Source organism: Tautonia plasticadhaerens (assembly GCF_007752535.1).
Lineage (GTDB): Bacteria > Planctomycetota > Planctomycetia > Isosphaerales > Isosphaeraceae > Tautonia > Tautonia plasticadhaerens.
In genome coordinates this window covers 4,426,676-4,446,642 of the sequence record NZ_CP036426.1, presented here as the reverse complement: position 1 = coordinate 4,446,642, position 19,967 = coordinate 4,426,676, and the positions used below count along the sequence as shown (strand labels likewise).

At 72.4% G+C, this 19,967-nt stretch carries 14 protein-coding genes; 8 read left to right on the top strand and 6 right to left on the bottom strand.

What is annotated here, in order from left to right; all coding sequences use genetic code 11:
* The first annotated feature begins 20 nt into the window (after positions 1-20).
* Positions 21-1,478 carry a DUF1501 domain-containing protein gene (locus ElP_RS17915; RefSeq protein ID WP_145271569.1) on the top strand — a complete coding sequence of 486 codons (1,458 nt, stop codon included), beginning with the start codon at positions 21-23 and terminating at the stop codon, positions 1,476-1,478.
* An 84-nt stretch (positions 1,479-1,562) separates the two neighbouring features.
* Here ElP_RS17915 and ElP_RS17910 read toward each other — a convergent pair whose 3' ends face one another.
* On the bottom strand, positions 1,563-2,582 hold the full coding sequence (locus ElP_RS17910) for an SDR family NAD(P)-dependent oxidoreductase (protein WP_197446150.1): 1,020 nt from the start codon (positions 2,580-2,582) through the stop codon (positions 1,563-1,565).
* A gap of 209 nt (positions 2,583-2,791) precedes the next feature.
* Here ElP_RS17910 and ElP_RS17905 point away from each other — a divergent pair, with 209 nt between their 5' ends.
* The 6 genes from ElP_RS17905 to ElP_RS17880 all read left to right on the top strand — a co-directional run bounded on the left by ElP_RS17905 (position 2,792) and on the right by ElP_RS17880 (position 11,306).
* Complete coding sequence (locus tag ElP_RS17905) at positions 2,792-4,177, top strand: glycosyltransferase family 39 protein (RefSeq protein WP_145271565.1); 1,386 nt, start codon at positions 2,792-2,794, stop codon at positions 4,175-4,177.
* A gap of 95 nt (positions 4,178-4,272) precedes the next feature.
* On the top strand, positions 4,273-5,148 hold the full coding sequence (locus ElP_RS17900) for an ABC transporter permease (RefSeq protein ID WP_231749169.1): 876 nt from the start codon (positions 4,273-4,275) through the stop codon (positions 5,146-5,148).
* Between the two features lie 40 nt (positions 5,149-5,188).
* Positions 5,189-5,962 carry an ABC transporter ATP-binding protein gene (locus ElP_RS17895; RefSeq protein ID WP_231749168.1) on the top strand — a complete coding sequence of 258 codons (774 nt, stop codon included), beginning with the start codon at positions 5,189-5,191 and terminating at the stop codon, positions 5,960-5,962.
* A gap of 96 nt (positions 5,963-6,058) precedes the next feature.
* On the top strand, positions 6,059-8,530 hold the full coding sequence (locus tag ElP_RS17890; protein ID WP_145271559.1) for a glycosyltransferase: 2,472 nt from the start codon (positions 6,059-6,061) through the stop codon (positions 8,528-8,530).
* The gene (locus ElP_RS17885) at positions 8,530-11,022 is read left to right on the top strand and encodes a glycosyltransferase (RefSeq protein WP_145271557.1); all 2,493 of its coding nucleotides are present in this window, start codon (positions 8,530-8,532) and stop codon (positions 11,020-11,022) included. Before ElP_RS17890 ends, ElP_RS17885 begins: the two co-directional genes overlap by 1 nt.
* Positions 11,019-11,306 carry a hypothetical protein gene (locus tag ElP_RS17880; RefSeq protein ID WP_145271555.1) on the top strand — a complete coding sequence of 96 codons (288 nt, stop codon included), beginning with the start codon at positions 11,019-11,021 and terminating at the stop codon, positions 11,304-11,306. Before ElP_RS17885 ends, ElP_RS17880 begins: the two co-directional genes overlap by 4 nt.
* A gap of 53 nt (positions 11,307-11,359) precedes the next feature.
* Here the strand turns inward: ElP_RS17880 and ElP_RS17875 are convergent, their stop codons facing one another.
* The gene (locus tag ElP_RS17875) at positions 11,360-11,806 is read right to left on the bottom strand and encodes a hypothetical protein (RefSeq protein ID WP_145271553.1); all 447 of its coding nucleotides are present in this window, start codon (positions 11,804-11,806) and stop codon (positions 11,360-11,362) included.
* 75 nt (positions 11,807-11,881) lie between these two features.
* Positions 11,882-12,418 (bottom strand): hypothetical protein, encoded by a 537-nt coding sequence (locus tag ElP_RS17870; protein WP_145271551.1) that lies wholly within the window; start codon positions 12,416-12,418, stop codon positions 11,882-11,884.
* Positions 12,419-12,594: 176 nt separating this feature from the next.
* Here ElP_RS17870 and glpK point away from each other — a divergent pair, with 176 nt between their 5' ends.
* On the top strand, positions 12,595-14,097 hold the full coding sequence (gene glpK, locus ElP_RS17865; protein ID WP_145271549.1) for a glycerol kinase GlpK: 1,503 nt from the start codon (positions 12,595-12,597) through the stop codon (positions 14,095-14,097).
* Positions 14,098-14,130: 33 nt separating this feature from the next.
* On the opposite strand, the gene ElP_RS17860 is transcribed toward glpK, so the two are convergent.
* The 3 genes from ElP_RS17860 to ElP_RS17850 all read right to left on the bottom strand — a co-directional run bounded on the left by ElP_RS17860 (position 14,131) and on the right by ElP_RS17850 (position 19,897).
* Positions 14,131-16,446, bottom strand: coding sequence for a protein kinase domain-containing protein (locus ElP_RS17860; protein ID WP_197446149.1), 2,316 nt, complete (start codon positions 16,444-16,446; stop codon positions 14,131-14,133).
* Between the two features lie 63 nt (positions 16,447-16,509).
* The gene (locus ElP_RS17855) at positions 16,510-17,895 is read right to left on the bottom strand and encodes a Gfo/Idh/MocA family protein (RefSeq protein ID WP_145271545.1); all 1,386 of its coding nucleotides are present in this window, start codon (positions 17,893-17,895) and stop codon (positions 16,510-16,512) included.
* A 112-nt stretch (positions 17,896-18,007) separates the two neighbouring features.
* Positions 18,008-19,897, bottom strand: coding sequence for a chloride channel protein (locus tag ElP_RS17850; protein WP_145271543.1), 1,890 nt, complete (start codon positions 19,895-19,897; stop codon positions 18,008-18,010).
* Between the last annotated feature and the right edge of the window lie 70 nt (positions 19,898-19,967).

Genomic DNA, 19,967 nt, shown 5'->3' with positions numbered 1-19,967 from the left:
AATCGCACCGAGGAACGACCATGGATCCGCTCCGCGAACACGCCCGGCACGAGACCCGACGCCACTTCTTCGGCCGCGGGGCGAACGCCGTCGGCATGGCAGCGCTGGCCTCGCTGCTGGGCGGACGGTCGGCGGCGGCGGCGGGCCCCGACTCGCAGTCGATGCCCGTCGGACCCCACTTCGCGCCCAAGGCGAAGCGGGTGATCTACCTGCACATGGTCGGCGGCCCGTCCCAGATGGACCTGTACGACTACAAGCCGACGATGGCCGACCTGTTCGACACGGATCTGCCCGAGTCGATCCGGATGGGCCAGCGGCTCACCACGATGACCAGCGGCCAGGCCCGGTTCCCGATCGCCCCGTCGAAGTACAAATTCGCCCAGCACGGCGAGTCGGGGACCTGGGTCTCGGAGATGCTGCCGAACACGGCCCGGATGGTCGACGACATGTGCGTCATCCGGAGCATGCACACCGAGGCGATCAACCACGAGCCGGCCATCAGCTACATGCAGACCGGCAACATGGTGACCGGCCGGCCCTGCCTGGGGTCCTGGGCGTCGTACGGGCTCGGATCGGAGAATGACGACCTGCCCACATTCGTGGTGCTGGTCGCCCGGCCGTCGAACACGGAGCAGATCCAGGCGATCTCGGGCCGGCTCTGGTCGTCGGGCTACCTGCCGGGGGAGCACGCCGGGGTCTCCTTCCGCACCGCCGGTGACCCGATCCTCTACATCAACAACCCGGACGGCGTGCCCGACCACGTCCGCCGGACGACGCTCGACGGCCTGGGGGCCCTGAACGAGCGGGCGCACGAGCGGCTCGGCGACCCGGAGATCGCCACCCGGATCCAGCAGTACGAGCTGGCCTTCCGGATGCAGGCGAGCGTCCCCGAGCTGACCGACCTCGCGAGCGAGTCGGCGGCCACCTTCGACCTCTACGGCCCCGACGTGCGGAAGCCGGGCAGCTTCGCCAACACCGCCCTGCTCGCCCGGCGGATGGTGGAGCGCGGGGTGCGGTTCGTGCAGATCTACCACAACAACTGGGACCACCACGGCAACCTCGCCAACCGCATGCCCGACCAGTGCGGCGACGTGGACCGCCCCTGCTGGGGCCTGATCCAGGATCTCAAGGCCCGGGGCCTGCTGGACGAGACGCTCGTGATCTGGGGGGGCGAGTTCGGCCGGACGATCTACTGCCAGGGCGGCCTCACCCGGGACAACTACGGCCGGGACCACCACCCGCGCTGCTTCACCATGTGGATGGCCGGCGGCGGTTCGAAGCCGGGCACCGTTTACGGCGAGACCGACGAGTTCTCTTACAACATCGTGAAGGACCCCGTCCACATCCGGGACTTCCACGCCACGGTCCTGAAGCTCCTCGGCTTCGACCACGAGCGGTTCACCTTCCGCTACCAGGGGCTCGACCAGAAGCTCACCGGGGTCGAGCCGGCCCGGGTGATCCCCGAGCTGATCGCCTGACCGGCCGGGGGATCGCCGATCCATCGTCGGCGATCCCCCGGCCTCGCCCGCCCGATCCTCGTCGGACCCCGGGCCCGGGCTCGATCAATCGGGCCGGGCCCGGTCCGGGACGAGGCGGCTGAGGAACTCGGGGATCCGGCCGGGGATCTGCGACCCGGGGACGGCGGGGCCGCGACGCTGGAGGGCCGTCTCGGCGCGGGGGAGGGATCGCTCGACCAGCGCGTTCAGCTCGGCGAACCAGCCGGGGGCGATCGCCTCGACGATCGGCCCGAGGCGGGCGGCGGCGGAGACGGGGGCCTCGGGATCGCCGTCGCAGATGGCCTGGAGGAACCGGACGGCGGCGGCATGGGCCGAGCTGGCGGTGATCGGGGTCACGTCCCCGGCGGCGAACCAGGCGTACTCGGCCTCGCGGTCCCCCTTGATCAGCGCGTGGGTGTGGCCGCCGGTGCGGATCATCGCCGGGTAGAACCCGGTGACGAGGATGTTCTCGTCGGCGAGTTCGGACTGAATCCCCTTCGTGAAGCCCGAGAACGCGAACTTGGCGGCCGAGTACGGCAGCATGTGCGGCGGCGCGATCCGGCCGCCGATCGAGACGACATTGCCGATCCGGCCGCCCCCCTGCGCCCTCATGTGCGGCAGGGCCGCGAGGGTGCAGTAGACGCCCCCCCAGAAATTCACGCCCAGGACGCGGCGGAGGTCGTCCAGGGTGACCGACTCCAGCGGGGCGACCATCATCAGGGCCGCGTTGTTGATCAGCACGTCGACCCGCCCGAATCGGCCGACCACCCCCGCCATCATCGCCTCGACGGCGTCCCGGTCGGCGACGTCGATCGGGACGGCGAGCGCCTCGGGGGCCCCCTCGCCGACCAGTTCCCTGGCCGCGCGATCGACCCCCTCGCCGTCCTGGTCGACCAGCGCGAGGCGGGCCCCGCGTCGGGCCGCCTCCCGGGCGACCAGGAGGCCGAGCCCGTTGGCCGCCCCGGTGATCACCACCACCCGACCGGGCAGCTCGATCCGGCGTCGGCCCCTCAGCCACGACCTCGCCGCGTACGACACGCCCACCCCGGCCAGCAGCCCGAGGCCCAGTTTGGTGCTCGTCCTCATCGCTCGATCGCTCCCCGGCCCGATCCGACCCGTCCTCGCGACCGGGCCGGTCGGCCTGACGAGGCACCGCCCGTGCGAGGGGGTCATCCCGGCCTCGATGGTGCACTCCCCGTGCCGCCCCCGGCCTGAATCCGGGTTGACCGCCGCGCCGGTCGCCGTCAGAGTGCCCCGTCCCGGGACATCGAGGAGCCGGACGGGAGTTGCGCAAGATGTCACACCATCGCGCGATCATCGCGGTCGCCTTGCTCGCCGTCGCGGCCCGGGTCGCGGCGGTGCTGGTGCTCCAGAGCCATACCGTGCCCCGGAGCACGTATGAACACGGCGAGATCGCCGCGAACCTCCTCGACGGCCGGGGGTTCTCGATCCGGTTCCTCGGCGACGACGGGCCGACCTCGCAGCAGGCGCCGACCTACCCGGTGCTGGTCGCGGCGGCGTTCGGGGTCGGGGGGGGCGAGACGCCCGAGGCCCTGTTGCTCCTGCAACTCGGCCAGGCGATCCTCGGGGGATTGACGGCCCTCGCGACGATGGCCCTCGTCCGGGAGCTGGCGCCGGGGAGGCCGAGGATGGCGGTCGTCGCCGGCCTGATCGCGGCGGTCCACCCGACGCTCGTCTATTCGGCGACGCACGTCCAGGTGGCGGGGCTGGCGGCGCTGCTGGTGACGGCCTCGCTCGCGATGGCCTACCGATCGGCCCGGACCGGCCGGCGGGGGGACGCGATCGGGGCGGGGGCGGTTCTGGGGATCCTGGTGCTCACCGACCCGATCCTCGGGCTGATCTCGTCCGGGATGGCCTGGGCGATGGTGCGGGGCCGGGGGGCGGCCGGGTCGATCCGGCCGCTGGCGACGATCGGGATCGTGGCGGCGCTGGTCGTCTCGCCCTGGGTCGCCCGGAATTACCGCGTGCACGGCGAGTTCGTGCCCGTGAAGAGCACCTTCGGCTACGCCTTCTGGCAGGGGAATTGCGCGATCAGCGAGGGGACGGACAAGGTGGTGCGCCCCTCGGTCGACCGCATCCTCGACGAGGGGGGGGGCAGCCTCGCGGACCGCAACCGGGCGTTCTGGGAGGCGAGGCACGAGGCCGGCTACATCGACGACGTCGCGTTGACGGCCGAGGACTACCGGACGCTCGGGGCCCTCGGCGAGCCCGCCCGGTCCCGGCTGCTGTTCCGACGGGCCCTGGACGACCTCCGGGCCGACCCGGCCCGCTACCCCAGGCTCTGCCTGGATCGGTTCCGGGCGTTCGTCCTGTGGGACGAGACGAATCCGAAGACCCGGAGCCTGGTCTACCGGGCGGGCCACCTCGGCCTGACGACCCTGGCCGTGCTCGGCTGGATCGCGATGGGCCCGGGCCTCCGACGGCGGATGGCGCCGACGCTGCTGGCGGCGGCGCTGATCGCGGCGTTCCACGCCCTGACGATCGTCTCGGCGCGGTTCCACGTGCCGATCGAGCCGTTGATGGCCGCCTGGGCCTCCGGCCTGGCGTCGGGAACCGCGCGGGTTGGTCTTCCCAAGCCGGGCGAATCCCGTATGATCCGGGCGGTCCGAGGGCCGTCGGCCGCCGGTCCAGTCGGCCGATCGGGAGCGATCGGCCGATGATCGGGAGTCGGGCCGGGCGTCGCCCGGCCCCGTGAGCCCGGACCCGGAACGAGCAGGCCCCGGCCCCGCCTCCATTCACACGGAAGTGAATCGAAATGGCCACACAGGTCTCGTCGCCGACGGCGCCGATCCCCCAGGTCTTCCCCCCGGACGGCGACGGGCTGCCCGGCGTGAACTGGTTCGCCACCCTCCATCGGGACGCCCGGGAGCTGTATCGCTACCGGGCGGTGCTGACGAACCTCGTCGCCCAGGACCTGAGGGTGCGCTACCAGCGGTCGCTGCTGGGCTTCATGTGGACGCTGCTCAACCCGATCCTGATGATGGCCGTCATGTCGGTCGTCTTCTCGACGATCTTCCGGTTCGAGAAGGGCGGGGTCGACTACGCGCTGTACCTCTTCTCGGGGATGGTGCCGTGGACGCTGCTGAACATGACGGTGACGGAGTCGTCGACCTGCATCATCTCCAACGAGTATTTGATCCGGAAGATCTACATCCCGAAGCTGATCTTCCCCCTCTCCCGGCTGCTGCTGAACAGCATGATGCAGGCGTCGTCGATGACGGCGCTGTTCCTGCTGATGGTGCCGCTCGGGGTGCGACTCACGCCGTCATTGGTGCTGGTGCCGGTCGGGTTCCTGCTGTTCTCGGCGTTCATCCTGGGTTTGAGCCTGATCGCGTCGACGATCAACACCTTCTACCGGGACTTCGGCCACCTGCTGTCGGTGATCATCCAGGCCTGGTACTTCGCCACGCCGATCATGTACCCGATCGACTCGCTGCCGGAGGACCTGGCCTGGCGGTTCTGGCTCAACCCGGCGTACGCGTTCATCCGGTTCTTCCACGTCGTCATCTACGATGCCAGTTGGCCGTCGTGGGTGCTTGTCTCCTCCACCGCCGGGATCGCGGCGGTCGTCCTGGGAATCGGCTATGTCACGTTCAAGTCGTACGAGGACAGGCTTGTCTTCCGGCTCTGAATCGGGGCCGGCGGGCCCCGGGGGCGGGGGCGGCGGCGCGGTGATCGAGCTGCGGGGCGTGTCGCTGCGGTTCACCACCTACAACGACAAGTATTACTCGCTCAAGCGTGCCTGCATCGACCTGTTCCTCCGCAGGGAGGGGAGCAACCAGGCGTCATTCTGGGCGCTCAGCGGCATCGACCTGGCGATCGGCCGGGGGGAGCGGGTGGGGATCGTCGGGCCCAACGGGGCCGGCAAGAGCACCCTGCTGCGCGTCCTGGCCGGGATCTACCCGCCGTCGGGCGGCCGCCTGAAGGTCGAGGGGCGGGTCGCGCCGCTGATCGAGATGGGGGCCGGGTTCAACTACGAGCTGTCGGGCGAGGACAACATCTACCTCAACGGCGCCCTGCTGGGCTTCGACCGCAAGCAGATGCGCGCCCGGATCGACCGGATCTGGGAGTTCTCCGGGCTGAGGGAGTTCTCCTCGCTGCCGCTGAAGTACTACTCCAGCGGCATGCTCTCCCGCCTGTCGTTCGCCGTGGCGACGGAGGTCGACCCGGACATCCTGCTGCTGGACGAGACGCTCAGCGTCGGCGACGCGACCTTCAAGGCCAGGGCCCACGACCGGATCATGAGCGTGATCGACCGCTCGAACGTCGTGATCGTCGTCTCGCACGACATGGACGCGCTGGCCCGGATCTGCACCCGGGGGATCTGGATCGACCGGGGCGTGGTCCAGGCCGACGGGCCGATCGGCGCTGTGATTGAACGTTATTATGATCACGTCGGAGAGGCCCAGCCCGTCTCCGCGGGACATCCGGCCGAGGCGGCCTGACGGGGCCGCCCGGGGGGGCAGCCCGACTCCCCCCCGGCCCGGCCCGACCCGACCCGACCCGACCCGACCCGCATCGAGCACCTGGAGGAGGACACCGTGCGAATCGGGGTCGACGCGCTGGCCATCCAGTCCCCGTTCAGCCGGGGCCGAGGCATCGGCCGGTACGCCCGCAGCCTGCTGGCGGCGATGCTCGAGGCCGATCGGGCGAACGAGTACGTCCTGTACACGTATGAGGACCTCCCCCGGGACGCCCTGCCGACCTCGTCCCGGACGACGATCCGGGAGGTCCGCCGGGAGCTCGGCCGCGAGGAGCACACGCTCCAGCACGCCATCGAGCGTGCCCTGCGGGAGGACGCCGGGCGGCTCGACCTGGATTGGTTCCTGCTGCTCAGCCCCTTCGAGACCTGGCAATTCTACGGCCTGCCCCACCGGCCGGTCGGCCGGACGAGGGCCGCGGCGGTCGTCTACGACGTGATCCCGTTCCTGTTCCAGGAGACCTACCTCACGAGCGAGGAGGTCGGCCGGTGGTTCTACGGCCACCTGGGGAGGCTCGCGCGCTACGATCGGTTCCTGGCGATCTCCGAGGCGACGAGGCTGGACACCATCCGCCTGCTCGGGCTCCCCCCGGACCGGGTCCACGCCATCGGCACCGCCAGCGAGTCGCCCCGGGACCCGGGCGGCGACCCGGCCCGGGACGCGGCGGTGCTCGACCGCCTGGGCATCGACCGGCCGTTCCTGTTCTGCCTCGGCAGCAGCGACCCCAGGAAGAACCTCCGGGGGCTGATCGACGCCTTCGCCCTGCTGCCGGCCCGACAGCGGTCGGCCACGCAACTGGTCGTCACGTGTTCGCTCATCGAGAAGGAGATCCATCAACTCCGGGACCACGCGAAGGCCGCAGGGATCGACGACCGCCTGGTGCTGACGAACTCCGTGGGGCAGGACGAGCTGGACACGCTCTATCGTCGCTGCGCCGCGTTCGTCTTCCCGTCGCTGTACGAGGGGTTCGGCCTGCCGATCCTGGAGGCGATGCAGCTCGGGGCGCCGGTGGTGGCGGCGGACAACTCGTCGCAGCCGGAGGTGGTGGGGGACGCCGGGCTGCTCGCCAACGCGGCCGAGCCGGGCGACCTGGCCGCCCACCTCGAGCGGCTGCTGGACGACCCGGCCCTCCGTCGCCGGCTCGGGGCGCAGGGGCGTGCGCGGTCCGAGCAATTTCGCTGGGACGACGTGGCCGATCGCGCCCTCCGGGCCCTCGACGATGGACGACGTCCCCGGATCGTCGGCGGGTCGACGAGTCGGGGGATCGGGCCCCCGGGGCGCCCCCGGATCGCGATGTTCTCGCCGCTGCCCCCGGTGCAGTCGGGGATCGCCCGCTATGCCGAACGCGTCTGCGAATCGTTGCGTGAGGACGCCCTGATCGACCTCTACCACGCCCCGGATGACCGGCCGGTCCTGGCCGACGCGTCGAGCCGGTTCGCCTGCCTCGACGCCTCGACCTTCGAGCGGAGGCGGGCCCTGCTCGGCTACGAGTCGGTCGTCTACCAGTTCGGGAACTCGTCCTACCACGCGTACCTGTATGAGACGTTCCTGAAGCATCCGGGCGTCGCCGTGCTGCACGACCACGCCCTGCCCGGCTTCCACGCGAGCTTCGGGCTGATCGCCGGGCGGATGAACGCGCACCTCGTCGAGGAGCTGTCCTACTCCGGCCAGGCGAGGGATCCGGAGCTGGTGGGACTGGTCGCCGGCTGGGTGCCGGGGACGTGGGACCTCCAGGAGGAGATGGTCCGCCGAGGCGTGACGATGAACCGCCGGATCCTGGAGCGCGCGACGGGCGTGATCGTCCACTCGGAGGACAGCAAGGGGCGGATCGCCTCGGCCTACCCGTGGCTGGCCGCCAAGGTGCACGTCGCCCCGATCGGCTGCGACGCGGCGCCGATCGGGCCCGGACCTCGGCGGGAGGCCCGCCGGGCCCTGGGAGTCGAGGACGGTGCGGTGGTGATCGGGGCGGTCGGCATCCTGCACCCGACGAAGCTGAACCGCGAGGCGGTCCGGGCGTTCGCCGGCAGCCTGGGAGACGACCCGGGCGCCGTGCTCGTCTTCCTCGGCCGGGACCTCGGCGGCGGCGAGGCGGCCCGGGAGGCCGACCGCCTCGGCGTGGCCGACCGGGTCCGGTTCCTCGGCCACCTGCCGGACGAGGAATACGAGCGGGCGATCGCTGCGTTCGACGTCGGCCTCTGCCTGCGGAGGCCGCCGACCAACGGCGAGAGCTCCGCCGCGCTGCTCGACCTGCTCCGCCGAGGCCTGCCGACGATCGTCTGCGACGTGGGCACCTTCGCCGGATACCCCCGCGACGCGGTCATCAAGATCGCCTGGAACGACGAGGCTTCGGGGATCGCGCAGCTCGGCGCGGCCATGAGGATGGCCGTCCTCGACGACGAGCGTCGAGCTCGGGTCGGCCGGGGCGCGCTGGCGTATGCGAGGGCGGAGCACTCCTGGGATCGGCTGATCGACGCGTACCGGGGCCTCTGCCTGCCGAGGTCGCCCCGGGTCGTCGGGGAGGGGGTGGCCTGATGCGACTGGGCGTCGACCTGCTGCCGCTCCAGTCCGGGGGGAGCCGGGACCGGGGCGTCGGCCGATACGCGGCCGAACTGCTCCGGTCCCTGGCGGGCCACCGCCCCGGGGACGAGTTCGTGCTCTACCGCTGCCGGGATCTGCCGAGTGACCGGGTCCCGCCGATCGACGGCCGTCGCGTCCGGTCGGTCGAGATCGGCCGGGACGAGGAGGACGACACGATCCGGGGCCGATTGGCCCGGATCGCCGCCCACAACCCGGACGGGCTCGATGCGCTGTTGCTCCTCAACCCGTTCGAACTGTCCCCGGGGTTCGAGCCCCCTCCCCGGGTGCCGGGCGGGGTGCCGATCGTGGCGGTGCTCTACGACCTGATCCCGCTGCTGTTCCCGGGATCGTACCTGGGGGACCCCGGGGTCCGCCGTCGGTATGGGAGGCGGCTGGACGCGATCCGCCATTACGACCGGTTCCTCGCGATCTCGGGGTCGACCCGGCGTGACGCCATATCTCGCCTCGGGCTCCGGGGCGATCGGGTCGCCGCCCTGCCCTTCGCGCTCGACCCGGACTTCCGCCCGGCCGACCCGGGCGGGGGCGACGAGGGCCCGGACGGCGTCGCACTCGGGCGGGTCGGCGTGTCCGGGCCGTTCGTGCTCCACGTCGGTGGCCGGGACGATCGGAAGAACGTCTGGGGGGTGATCGACGCCTTCGCCGGCCTCGGCCCGGAGGCCCCGGAGTCGAGCACCCTCGTCCTCGTCGGCGACTTCGGCGCGGCGTATCAGGGGCGGATATCGGCGTACGCGGCGGATCGAGGCGTAAGCGACCAGGTTGCGATCCTCGGGGTCGTCGACGACGGGACGTTGAAGACGCTCTATCGTCGCTGTTCCGCGTTCGTCTTCCCCTCGCTCTATGAGGGGCTGGGGCTGCCGCTGCTGGAGGCGATGCGGAGCGGGGCGGCGGTGATCGGCGGGCGGAACTCGTCGCAGTGCGACCTCGTTGGCGACGCGGGCCTGCTGGTCGACCCGGGCGACTCGGCGGGGCTCCGCTCGGCGCTCGGCCGGCTCCTGGAAGACCCGGCACTGGCGACCTCGATGGGGAAGAAGGCCCTGGATCGGACGGCGGGCCTGTCGTGGGACGACGTCGGCAGGGAGGCCCGGTCGGCGATCCTGGGGGCGATCGGCGGCCGGACGCCGAGGCCGCACCTCCGGATCGGCCCGGATCGGCCGAGGGTGGGGCTCGTCTCGCCGCTGCCGCCCAAGGAGACGGGGATCGCCGACTACGCGGCGAGGCTGGCCGGGGCGCTGCTCGATCACGCCTCCGTCGACCTGTATCACGACGGCGACTACGTCCCCGAGCTCGGCCTGCGAGACCGGCGGTTCCGCTGCGTCGACCGTGCCGCGTTCGCCCGCAGGGTGGAGGTGCTGCCCCACCGCGCGGTCGTCTACCAGATGGGGAACTCGTGGTACCACCGATCGGTCTACGAACTGTTGCGCGAGCATCCCGGCATCACCGTCCTGCATGACTTCAACCTGTCCGGATTCCACTTCTGGTACGGCCACCAGCCGGACGTACGCCCCGGCCACTTCGACCGGGTCGTCGAGGCGGAGCGTGAGGCCGGGGCGATCGGGCCGGACGAGGACGTGGAGGCCTGGCGATCGGAGCCGGGGGGCATCCAGGGCGCGGCGACGCGTCGAGGGGTGCACATGAACCGGGAGATCTTCGAGCGGTCCCGGTTCGTGGTCGTGCACTCGCCCTACTGCCGGGACCTGGTGCGGGCGGCCCTGCCGGAGTACCTGGACCGGACGGTGGTGGTGCCGATGGGGGCGTCGATCGACGTCCCCGGCCCCGGGCAGGTGGCGGAGACGAGGAGGCGGTTCGGCATCCCGGGCGACGCGGTCGTGTTCGGCTGCTTCGGCAACCTGACCTCGATGAAGATGTACGAGGAGGCGATCCGGGCCTTCGCCGACGTCCTCGGGCGGGTCGATCGGGCGCTCCTCCTGTTCGTCGGCAAGGACTGGGAAGGGGGACGGGCCCTGGCCCTGGCCCGGGAGTCGGGGGTGGGGGACCGCACCCTCTTCCTGGGCAAGGCGTCGAGGGAGGACTACGGGAGGCTGGTCGGCTCGGTCGACGTGGGGCTCGGCCTGAGGAGGCCTCCGACCTACGGGGAGACCTCGGCCTCGCTGCTGGACTTCCTCCGCTGCGGCGTGGCGACGATCGTCACCGACGTCGCCACCTTCCGCGACTACCCCCCGTCGGCCGTCGTCCGATGGGACCCGGTACGGGACGGGGAGGACGGCCTGGCCGACCGGATGGTCGCGCTGGCCCGGGACGAATCCCGACGTCGGGCGATCGCCGATGCGGCGGTCGACCACGTCCGGAAGCATCACGACTGGAAGATCGCCGCCCGGGCCTACGCCGATCTCATCGAGCGGTGTGCGCCCGGCGAGGCGGTGGGTCGATTCGCCGGCTCGCCCGGCGCCGGAGGGACCTCGACATGAAGCGGCTGATCAAGTCTTCGATCAAGAAGGTCTGGGGCCTGACCGACGTGGTGCGGCGGCCCGTCCGTCGCAAGCTCGACGCGCTGCTGGGGGGGACGATCCGGGACCCGATCGCGCAGCACCTGCACGCGCTGAACGTCTCGCATCATGAAATGAACATCTCGCTGAACAGCTGCGTCCGGGAGATCGCCCGGCTGGAGATGCAGGTGGAGCAACTGCGGATCCAGCTCGCCGAGGGGCGGGCCGGGGCCGAGGGAATCGGGGCGACGGCCGAGGCCGCCTGAGACGAATCAGGAGGCCCCGGACGTCGCGTCGGGCCCTCGCCGATCGGGCGGGTTCAGCCGTGCCGGGCGATGGCGTCGTAGGCGTCGGGGTCGAAGGGCGGCTTGGCGGTTCCCCGGGCGAAGGCGGAGGGGCGGGGCTGGGGCCGGGGCGTCGGCCGGATCATCGAGCCGATGTTCTTGCCGGCCAGCCGGAGGCCGCCGAGCACCCCGGCGCCGCCCACCAGCGCGACGGGGACCCAGACGTCGTCGTTGTGCGTCGTCATGTTCGCGAACCAGCCGACGACGAAGACGGCGACCGGCATCGCCGCGCCGATGGCGATCGCCGCCCGTCCCGACCAGGCCTCGGCCCCCGGGGCGGGCAGGCCCATCTCCATCGCCTTCATCCGCTCCCGGTGCTGCCACTCGCGCTTGCGGGAGGCCTGGCGGAGGACCATCACGGTCGGCACCAGGAACAGGGGCATGAGGATCGCCACGATCGGGATCATGTTCGCATCGTCCATGGGGGTCGGGGCCTCGCTCGGGGGTCGGTGGTGGTGATGGCCGAGGGACGATCGGGGGTGGCCGTCGAGGATCGTTCAGGCGTGCTGATGCTCGGCGGCGTCGTAAGCGTCGGGGTCGACGTAAGGCTTGGTGCCGTTGCCGTTGGCGGATGAGGGGCCCCGGGGATCGGGGAGCCTGCTGGCGAGGATGGTGCCGCAGATGACCGCGGCCAAGCCGATCCCGCCGGCCGAGGGCCAGATGAACGGCGCGGCCTGCGCGGTGATCATCGAGGCCACGAAGGCGATCCCGAAGATGCCGAGCGGGACGCCGACGCCGATGCCGACGGCCGTCCGGGCCGGGCTCCACCAGCCGGCCTCGCCGGGGATCGGCCGGCCGAGCTCGATCGCCCTCATCCGCTCGGCGTGCTCCATCTCGCGCTTGTGCTGCTCGGCCCGGATGCCCATGACGACCGGCACGAGGACGATCAGGGCCACGATGGCGATCGGCAGCAGGATCACGACGATCGGCACGCCGCGCATCGGGCCGAGGTCGCCGGCCACGGCGGCGGCGTCGGTCGCCATCTCGGCCGCCTGGCCGAGCAGGACGGGCCAGTTCAGGAGCGTCGGTCCCATCGATTGGATCCCCTCTTGCTGGCGGGGCCTCGGCCCCGTCTTGCGTCCCGGCCCGGTCTGATGGATGCTGGCCGACCTGAGCGGCGTCGCCCCGGGGTCGGGGGCGGCCCGCCCGGCCGGCCGGCCCCGCATCGCCGGCCCGCGACCCCGTCGAAGCCCGCCCGGAGGAGCCTCCCATGGCCCGCGACCGCATCTTGGTGATCGACCAGGGGACCACGAGCACCCGGGCCGTCGTCTACGATACCAGGCTCCGGCCCGTCGGCCAGGGACAGGTCGAGGTGCCGCCGACGTACCCGAAGCCCGGATGGGTGGAGCACGACCCGGCGGCGATCGTCGACTCGATCGGCCGGACGGTCTCCGACGCCCTGGCGGACGCGAAGGTCGGCGCCGACCGGATCGCGGCCATCGGCCTGACGAACCAGCGCGAGACGACCGTGCTCTGGGACCGGGGCACCGGCGAGGCCGTCGGCCCGGCGATCGTCTGGCAGGACCGCCGGACGGCCGACCTCTGCCGGAGCCTCTCCGGCCGGGCCGACTGGCTGGCCGGGCGCACGGGCCTGCTGCTCGACTCGTACTTCTCGGCCACCAAGTTGTCCTGGATGCTGGAGCACCTGCCGGGAGTCCGCACGCGGGCCGAGTCCGGGGACCTGGCGTTCGGCACCGTCGACAGCCTCGTGCTCCGCCACCTGACCGGGGGCAAGCTGCACGCGACGGACGTGACCAACGCCTCCCGGACCCTCTTGATGGACCTCAGGGCCGGCCGATGGGCCGACGACCTTTGCGAGTACTTCGGGATCCCCCCGGCGATATTGCCCGAGATCGTGCCGAGTTCCGGCGAGGTCGGCCGGACGAGCGGGCTGGGGTACCTGCCCGACGGCCTGCCGATCGCCGGGATCGCGGGGGACCAGCAGGCGTCCCTGTTCGGCAATGGATGCGTGGAGGTCGGCCAGGCGAAGTGCACCTACGGCACGGGGGCCTTCCTGCTGGTGAACACGGGGACGGAGGTCGTCCGGTCGACCGCGGGGCTGGTCACCACCCCGGCCGCCACCCCGCCGGGGCAGGCGCAGCAGTATGCGCTGGAGGGGAGCGTGTTCATCGCCGGGGCGGCGGTGCAGTGGTTCCGGGACGGCCTGAAGGCGATCGGGGCGGCCCCGGAGATCAACCCGCTGTCGGAGGAGGCGGCCCCGGACAGCGAGGTGCTGTTCGTGCCCGCCCTGACCGGCCTGGGGGCCCCGCACTGGGAGCCGGAGGCCAGGGGGACGATCTTCGGCATCACCCGGGGCACGACGGTGCCGGACCTGGCCAGGGCGGTGATCGAGGGGGTGGCCTACCAGATCGTCGACCTCGTGGAGGCGATGAACGCCGACCTGCCGACGCCGCTCGAATCGCTCCGGGCCGACGGCGGCATGGCCCGGTCCGACCCGTTCCTCCGGTTCCAGGCCGACCTGATGGGGCTGCCCCTGCATCGCAGCCCCCAGACCGAGGCGACCGCGCTGGGCGCCGGGGCCCTGGCGGGGCTGGGGGTCGGGCTCTGGCCGGACGCGGGGGCGGTCGCCGAGCTGCTCGAGTCCGGCGGCGAGGCGTTCGAGCCGCGTCGCGACCGGATCTGGCGACGGAGGGCCATGCGGCGCTGGCGGCACGCGGTCGAGACCGTCCGGCGCCACTACCGGACGGGATGAGCCCGACCGGACCCCCGGCCCGGCCGGGGGGGATCAGCGGACGTCGGGCAGGTCGACGCAGAGCCGGAAGCCGATGGAAGGGTAATAGAAGGTGGGGGGGAAGCAGGGGCGGACCCCGGGGCGGAGCTGGTCGGCGGTGTTGATCCAGGATCCGCCGAGCACGGGATGGCCCGGCCCGGGGGGGGCGTCGGGCTGCCTCGGGTCGACGACCTCGCACGAATCGGCGCACCACTCGGCGGCGTTGCCCAGCAGGTCGTAGAAGCCGAGGCCGTCGGGCCGCTTCGAGCCGACGGGGTGGGCGGCCCGGTCGGAATTGTCGAGATACCAGGCCTCGTCGGCCAGCGCCCCCGGGGCCTCCCCGGCCTCCCGGGCCCGGCGTCGGGCGAGGTGGCGGGCGTACCGCCATTCCCGCTCCGTCGGCAGGCGATAGGACGTGCCGAGTCGGCTGGTCGCCTCCCGGCAGAAGGCGATGGCGTCGTCCCAGCTGACCTGGGCGACGGGGTGGTCCTCGGCCACGCCGCCGGGGTAGCCGGGGTTCCGCCAGCGATACTGGGGGCCTCGCACCTCCCCGCCGGTCTCGGGGTCGAAGCCGATGGCCGAGCCCTCGACCTCGGCGGTGGTCCGGTATCCGGTCAGCTGCACGAACCGGGCGAACAGGCCGACGGTGACCTCGCGGTCGGCCAGGTAGAACGGCCGATCGACGACCAGGGTCGGGCCCGGGCCCCCCGGCTGGTCGGGCACGTCCAACTCCCCGGCGGGCACGAGGAGGAAGGTGTTCTCCAGGTTGTCCCGGACCCGGGCCGGGAGGAGCAGGCCCTCGTCGACGAGCCGATGGCGGGCCTGGAACCAGTTCTCCTCGTCCTTCCCTTCCGGCTGGCCCTTGCGCTCCCAGAGGGCCACGGCCTCCTCGCCGATGAGCTGCTGGATCAGGGGGTCGAGGCCGTCGGACTCGAAGAGCCGCCGCCTCGCCTCCAGCCAGTCGGCATCGCTGGTCCCCTCGGGCCTGCCGTTGTCGTCCCAGATCTGGAAGGCGATCTCGTCGATCCGGGCCTTGAGGCGGCCGGCGAGCGGCCCGTGGCCGAGCAGGGTGTCGATGGCGTCGAGCCAGGCCTCCCGGGGGCAATCGCCCCCGGGGGGCCTGGGGGCGGGGGAGGCGACGGCGAATCGCTCGAGCTGGTCCTCCAGGAACGGCACGAGCCGGTCGGCCGGCTCGGCGTCGGCGATGGCCCGGCCCGGATCGGCCCCGGCGGCCGGCCCCGGATCGGCCCCGGCGGCCGGCCCCGGCCCGGCCCCGACTCCCGGATCCGGTTCGGACTCGGGACCGGGCCCCGACCCCCGGGCGGTGAGTTCGGTGGGGGTCGTCCCGGAGGCGACCGAGGGAGGGGCGACGGGCCCGGTCGGAGGGGCCGGGACCTGCCGCCAGGGGGCGGGACGGGCCTCCCGAATCGACCGGGCCAGCAGGACGCCGGCGACGAACGTCGCGAGCGCGATCGTCGAGCCGAGGGCGATCATCGCGGGCTTTCGGCCCCGGCCTCGGGGAGCCGGCGGCCGGGAGAAGGCGGCGTCGAGGGCCTGCAGGAAGGCCGGCACGTCGGCGAACCGGTCCTCGGGGTCGTCGGCCAGGGCCCGGAGGAGCACTGAGTCGATCGCCCCGGGCAGGGCGGCGTTGGTCGACGAGGGGGGACGGGGGACCCCCAGCGGCACCTGGCCGGTGAGCAGCTCGTAGGAGAGGGCGGCCAGCGAGTACTGGTCGGCCCGCTCGTCGATCTTGAGCCGATACTGCTGCTCGGGGGCGATGTAGCCGGGGGTGCCCAGGCCGATGCCGGTGCCGGTGAGGGCACCGGCCCCCCCCCGGAGCACGGCGATGCCGAAGTCGGCCACCAGGGGGCGGCCGTCGTCGTCTAGCAGGACGTTCTCGGGCTTCAGGTCGCGGTGCAGGATGCCGTTGCGGTGCAGGCAGGCCAGGGCCCGGCCGACCGGCTCGATGAGGGCCCGGGCGGCGTCGGCGGCCATGGGGACGCCGGCCCGCATCAGGCGGCGGAGGTCGCCCCCCTCGGCATAGCCCATCACGAGGTAGGGGCGGCCGGAGACCTGGCCGAGGTCGAAGACCGTCAGCACGTTCGGGTGGTTGACCCGGGCCATCAGCTCCGCCTCCCGCCGGAAGCGGACCAGCCGCTCGTCGGAGAGGGCCTGGTAGACCGGGTGCAGCAGCTTGATCGCCACCGGCCGGTCGAGGGAGATCTGGCGGGCGAGGAAGACCTCGCCCATGCCCCCCCGGCCGATCGGGCGGATCATCTCGAAGCCGGGGATCGACGACGGCTGGTTGCCGGGGTCTTCCATGCGGATCATGCGTTGATGGACTCCGCCCTCGACTGCCACGATCGGGCCCATCATTATACGCCGAACCCTTGCTCAGACGACCGGCAATTTCCAGGGATCCCGGTACGGTCGGGAGAGCATCGCCGCCGCCTCGTCGTCTCCGAGGATCCGCTCGGCGTCCGGGTCCCACCGCAGGCGGTCCCGGCCCAACCGCAGGGCGATGTTGCCCAGGTGGCAGACGGTGATCGACCGATGGGCGACCTCCACCGGCGCGGCGGTCGGCCCCCGGGAGTGGACGCAGTCGATGAAGTTCCTGAAGTGGTCGTCGCTGGCGTAGAGGCGAATCTCGCCCGGGCCGATCTCGGAGTCGAGCAACGACTTCGGGTCGGCGTCGATCCGGCCTCGGTCGGCGTGGACGGTCCCCTCGGTCCCCTCGAAGGTCACGCCCATCCGGTTGGCGTTGGAGATGTTCATCACGACCCCATTCCCGTAGACGGCGTCGAGGGAGAAGGCGGTGGCGGTGTCCCAGAGGGGGTCGGGCGGCTCGAAGGTGCCGGCGACGTTGCGGATCTCCACCGGGCCGGTCCGCTCGGTGCCCATGCCCCATTGGGCGCAGTCGGGGTGGTGCCCCCCCCAGTCGGTGATCTGGCCGCCGGAGTAGTCGAGGATCCAGCGGAAGTTCACGTGGCAGCGGGCGGGCGCGTAGGGGGCCTCGGGGGCGGGGCCGAGCCAGGAGTCGTACTCGAACCCCTCGGGGACGGGGGCGGTCTTCTTGTCGTCGCCGCCCTCGCCGGCCAGGTTCGGCCGGCCGCCGGGCAGGCCGACGAGCACCCGCTTCAATTCGCCGATCCGGCCGTTGCGGACCAGCTCGCAGGCCCTCCGGAAGTTCGGGTCGGAGCGCTGCTGGCTGCCGGTCTGGAAGACGACGCCGGTCTCCTTCACGGCGTCGCTCATCGCCCGGCCCTCGGCGATGGTCAGCGAGAGGGGCTTCTGGCAGTAGATGTCCTTGCCCGCCTTGCACGCCTCGATGACGGGGATGGCGTGCCAGTGGTCGGGGGTGCAGATCTCGACGGCGTCGATGTCGTCGCGGCCGAGGATCTCGCGGAAGTCGACCACGGACGCGCAGCCGGCGTAGGAGCCGGAGCCGGCCCGACGGCCGTAGTGTTCCTCGACGAGCCGCTTCGCCGGCTCCCGGCCGCCGACCTTGCCGTCCCAGTAGCCGGGGCCCTCCCGGTTCACGTCGCAGACGGCGACGACCTGGACGCGATCGTCCCGGAGGAAGCTGCGGAGGTCGTTGAACCCCTGGTTGCCGGTGCCGATCATCGCCAGGGTGATCCGCTCGCTCGGCGCCGTGAAGCCTCCCCGGCCGAGGGCGGAGGCGGGGACCACCATCGGCACGGCGACCCCGGCCGCCGCGGCCCGGCCGATCGACCGGAGGAATCCTCGACGGGACGGCGAATCGGGGCTGGTTCGGCTCATCGGGATGGCTCGCTCGAGGGCGGGAGGGGTGCTCGGGGCGGTCCGGTGCCCCGCCCCTCGTCGACTCTGGCCGAATCGGGGGGGGGACGCAAGGGGTGGCCTCGCCGGGGGGTCAGGAGGCGGCCGGATCGGGGGAGCGGAGGGCCTCGATCTGGGAAGTGTAGGCCTTCACCAGGTCCCTGCGGCTGAGCAGGCCGATGAGTTGGGTCGAGCCCTCGGCGGCGACCACCGGGAGCTCGTCGACGTTCAGCTCCGTCATCCGCTTCAGTGCCGTGTGCAGGTCGTCCTCGATCGTCACGGTCAGCGGGGGACGGTGGGCGAGGTCGTCGGCGATCACCAGCTCGCCGAGGCCGTCGGTGCCGAGCAGGGCCAGGCGGATATCCCTGAGGCCGAAGATCCCGGTGAGCCGGCCGGAGTCGTCCACGACCGGGAAGAGCGTCTCGGTCGACCCGGCGACCCGTCGGACGACCTGGGGGAAGGGGGTGGCCTCGGGGACGACCTCCAGGCCCTTGGTCCGGACCCGGACCTGGCCGACCCGGATCCGCTCCAGCACGTCGACCACGAAGTCCCCCTGGTGGGCCGGGCTGTCGACCGGGCTGGCCACCTGCTCCTCGTAGATCGTCCAGCGCCGGGAGAGCCCCACGTTCAGGCCGCAGACGAGCATCAGGGGGACGAGCAGGCTGTACGACCCGCTCATCTCGCAGACCATGACGATCGAGGCCAGCGGCGACTTCGAGACCCCGGCGAAGAACCCCCCCATGCCCACCAGGGCGAAGGCGGCGTGGTTGAGATCCTGGCCCGGCAGGGCCGCGTTGAGCAACTGGCCGATCGCGCCCCCGAGCATGCCGCCGATGAAGATCGAGGGGCCGAACACGCCGCCGCTGCCGCCCGAGCTGATCGTCAGGCCCGTGGCGATCGTCTTCAACAAGGCGAGCGAGAGCAGCAGGGAGACGCCCATCTCCGGCGAGAAGACCGACGCCCCCGGCAAGGCCAGCGACGGCGGCATGCCGATCGCCCCCCACTGCACCCAGCCGTAGCCGCCGGTCATGAGCTGGGGGAAGGCCACGGCCATCGCCCCGAGCATCAGGCCCCCCACGGCCGGCTTGAGCTGCCGGGGCAGCGGCATCGGGCGGAAGACCTTGTCCCTGAGGCCGTAGAAGACCCGGACGTACAGCCAGCCGAGCCCCGCGCAGGCCACGGCCAGCATGGCGAAGATGGGAAGCTCCAGCAGGCCGTGGAATTCGAGGGGGGGGACGATGAAGATCGGCCTCGGGGTGATGAACAGGGCGAAGGTGGAGTAGGCGACGATCGCGCTGGACAGGCACGGCAGCAGCGCCGCCGACTCCATCGCCGCGGTCATGTACAGGACCTCGCAGACGAACAGCGCCCCGCCCAGCGGGGCGCGGAAGATCGCCCCGATGCCGCCGGCGGCCCCGGCGAGCATCAGCAGGCGGCGCTCGTCGGGGGTCAGGCGGAGGGCCCTCGCCAGGAACGAGCCGAAGCCGGCGCCGATCTGGGCGATCGGCCCCTCCGAGCCGGCCGACCCGCCGGTGCCGATGGTGACGATCGAGGCCACCCCCTTGATCAGGGGGACCCGGGCCCGGATCTGGCCCCCTCCCCGGTGGAAGGCGCGGATCAGGGCGTCGGTGCCGTGCCCCTCCGCCTCGGGGGCCCAGGTGAAGACGAGGAGCCCGGAGATCAGGCCGCCGACGGCCGGGATCAGCAGGACCAGCCACCAGGCGCCCGGATAGGAGACCGGGCTCGGCTCCCCCTCGCCGGTTGGGGGGGGGCGTAGGCCCATCACGTCGCCGAGCACGTCCCGGAGCATCCACTCCAGCAGCACGAGAAAGGCCACCGCCCCCAGGCCCGAGACCAGGCCGACCAGCGGGCTGCACACGGCGACCCGGCCGGAGCCGGGGGTGGCCCACCGGCCCGCCAGGTGGTTCAGGAATCGGCTGATCAGCGGGAACGATGGGCCGGGGGAAGGCGGTTCGGGGGGCATCGGGAGTTCTCGGTCTTTCGTTCGATCGGGGGCGAGGCGGACGGTCCCCGGGCCCGGTACGGACTCCGTC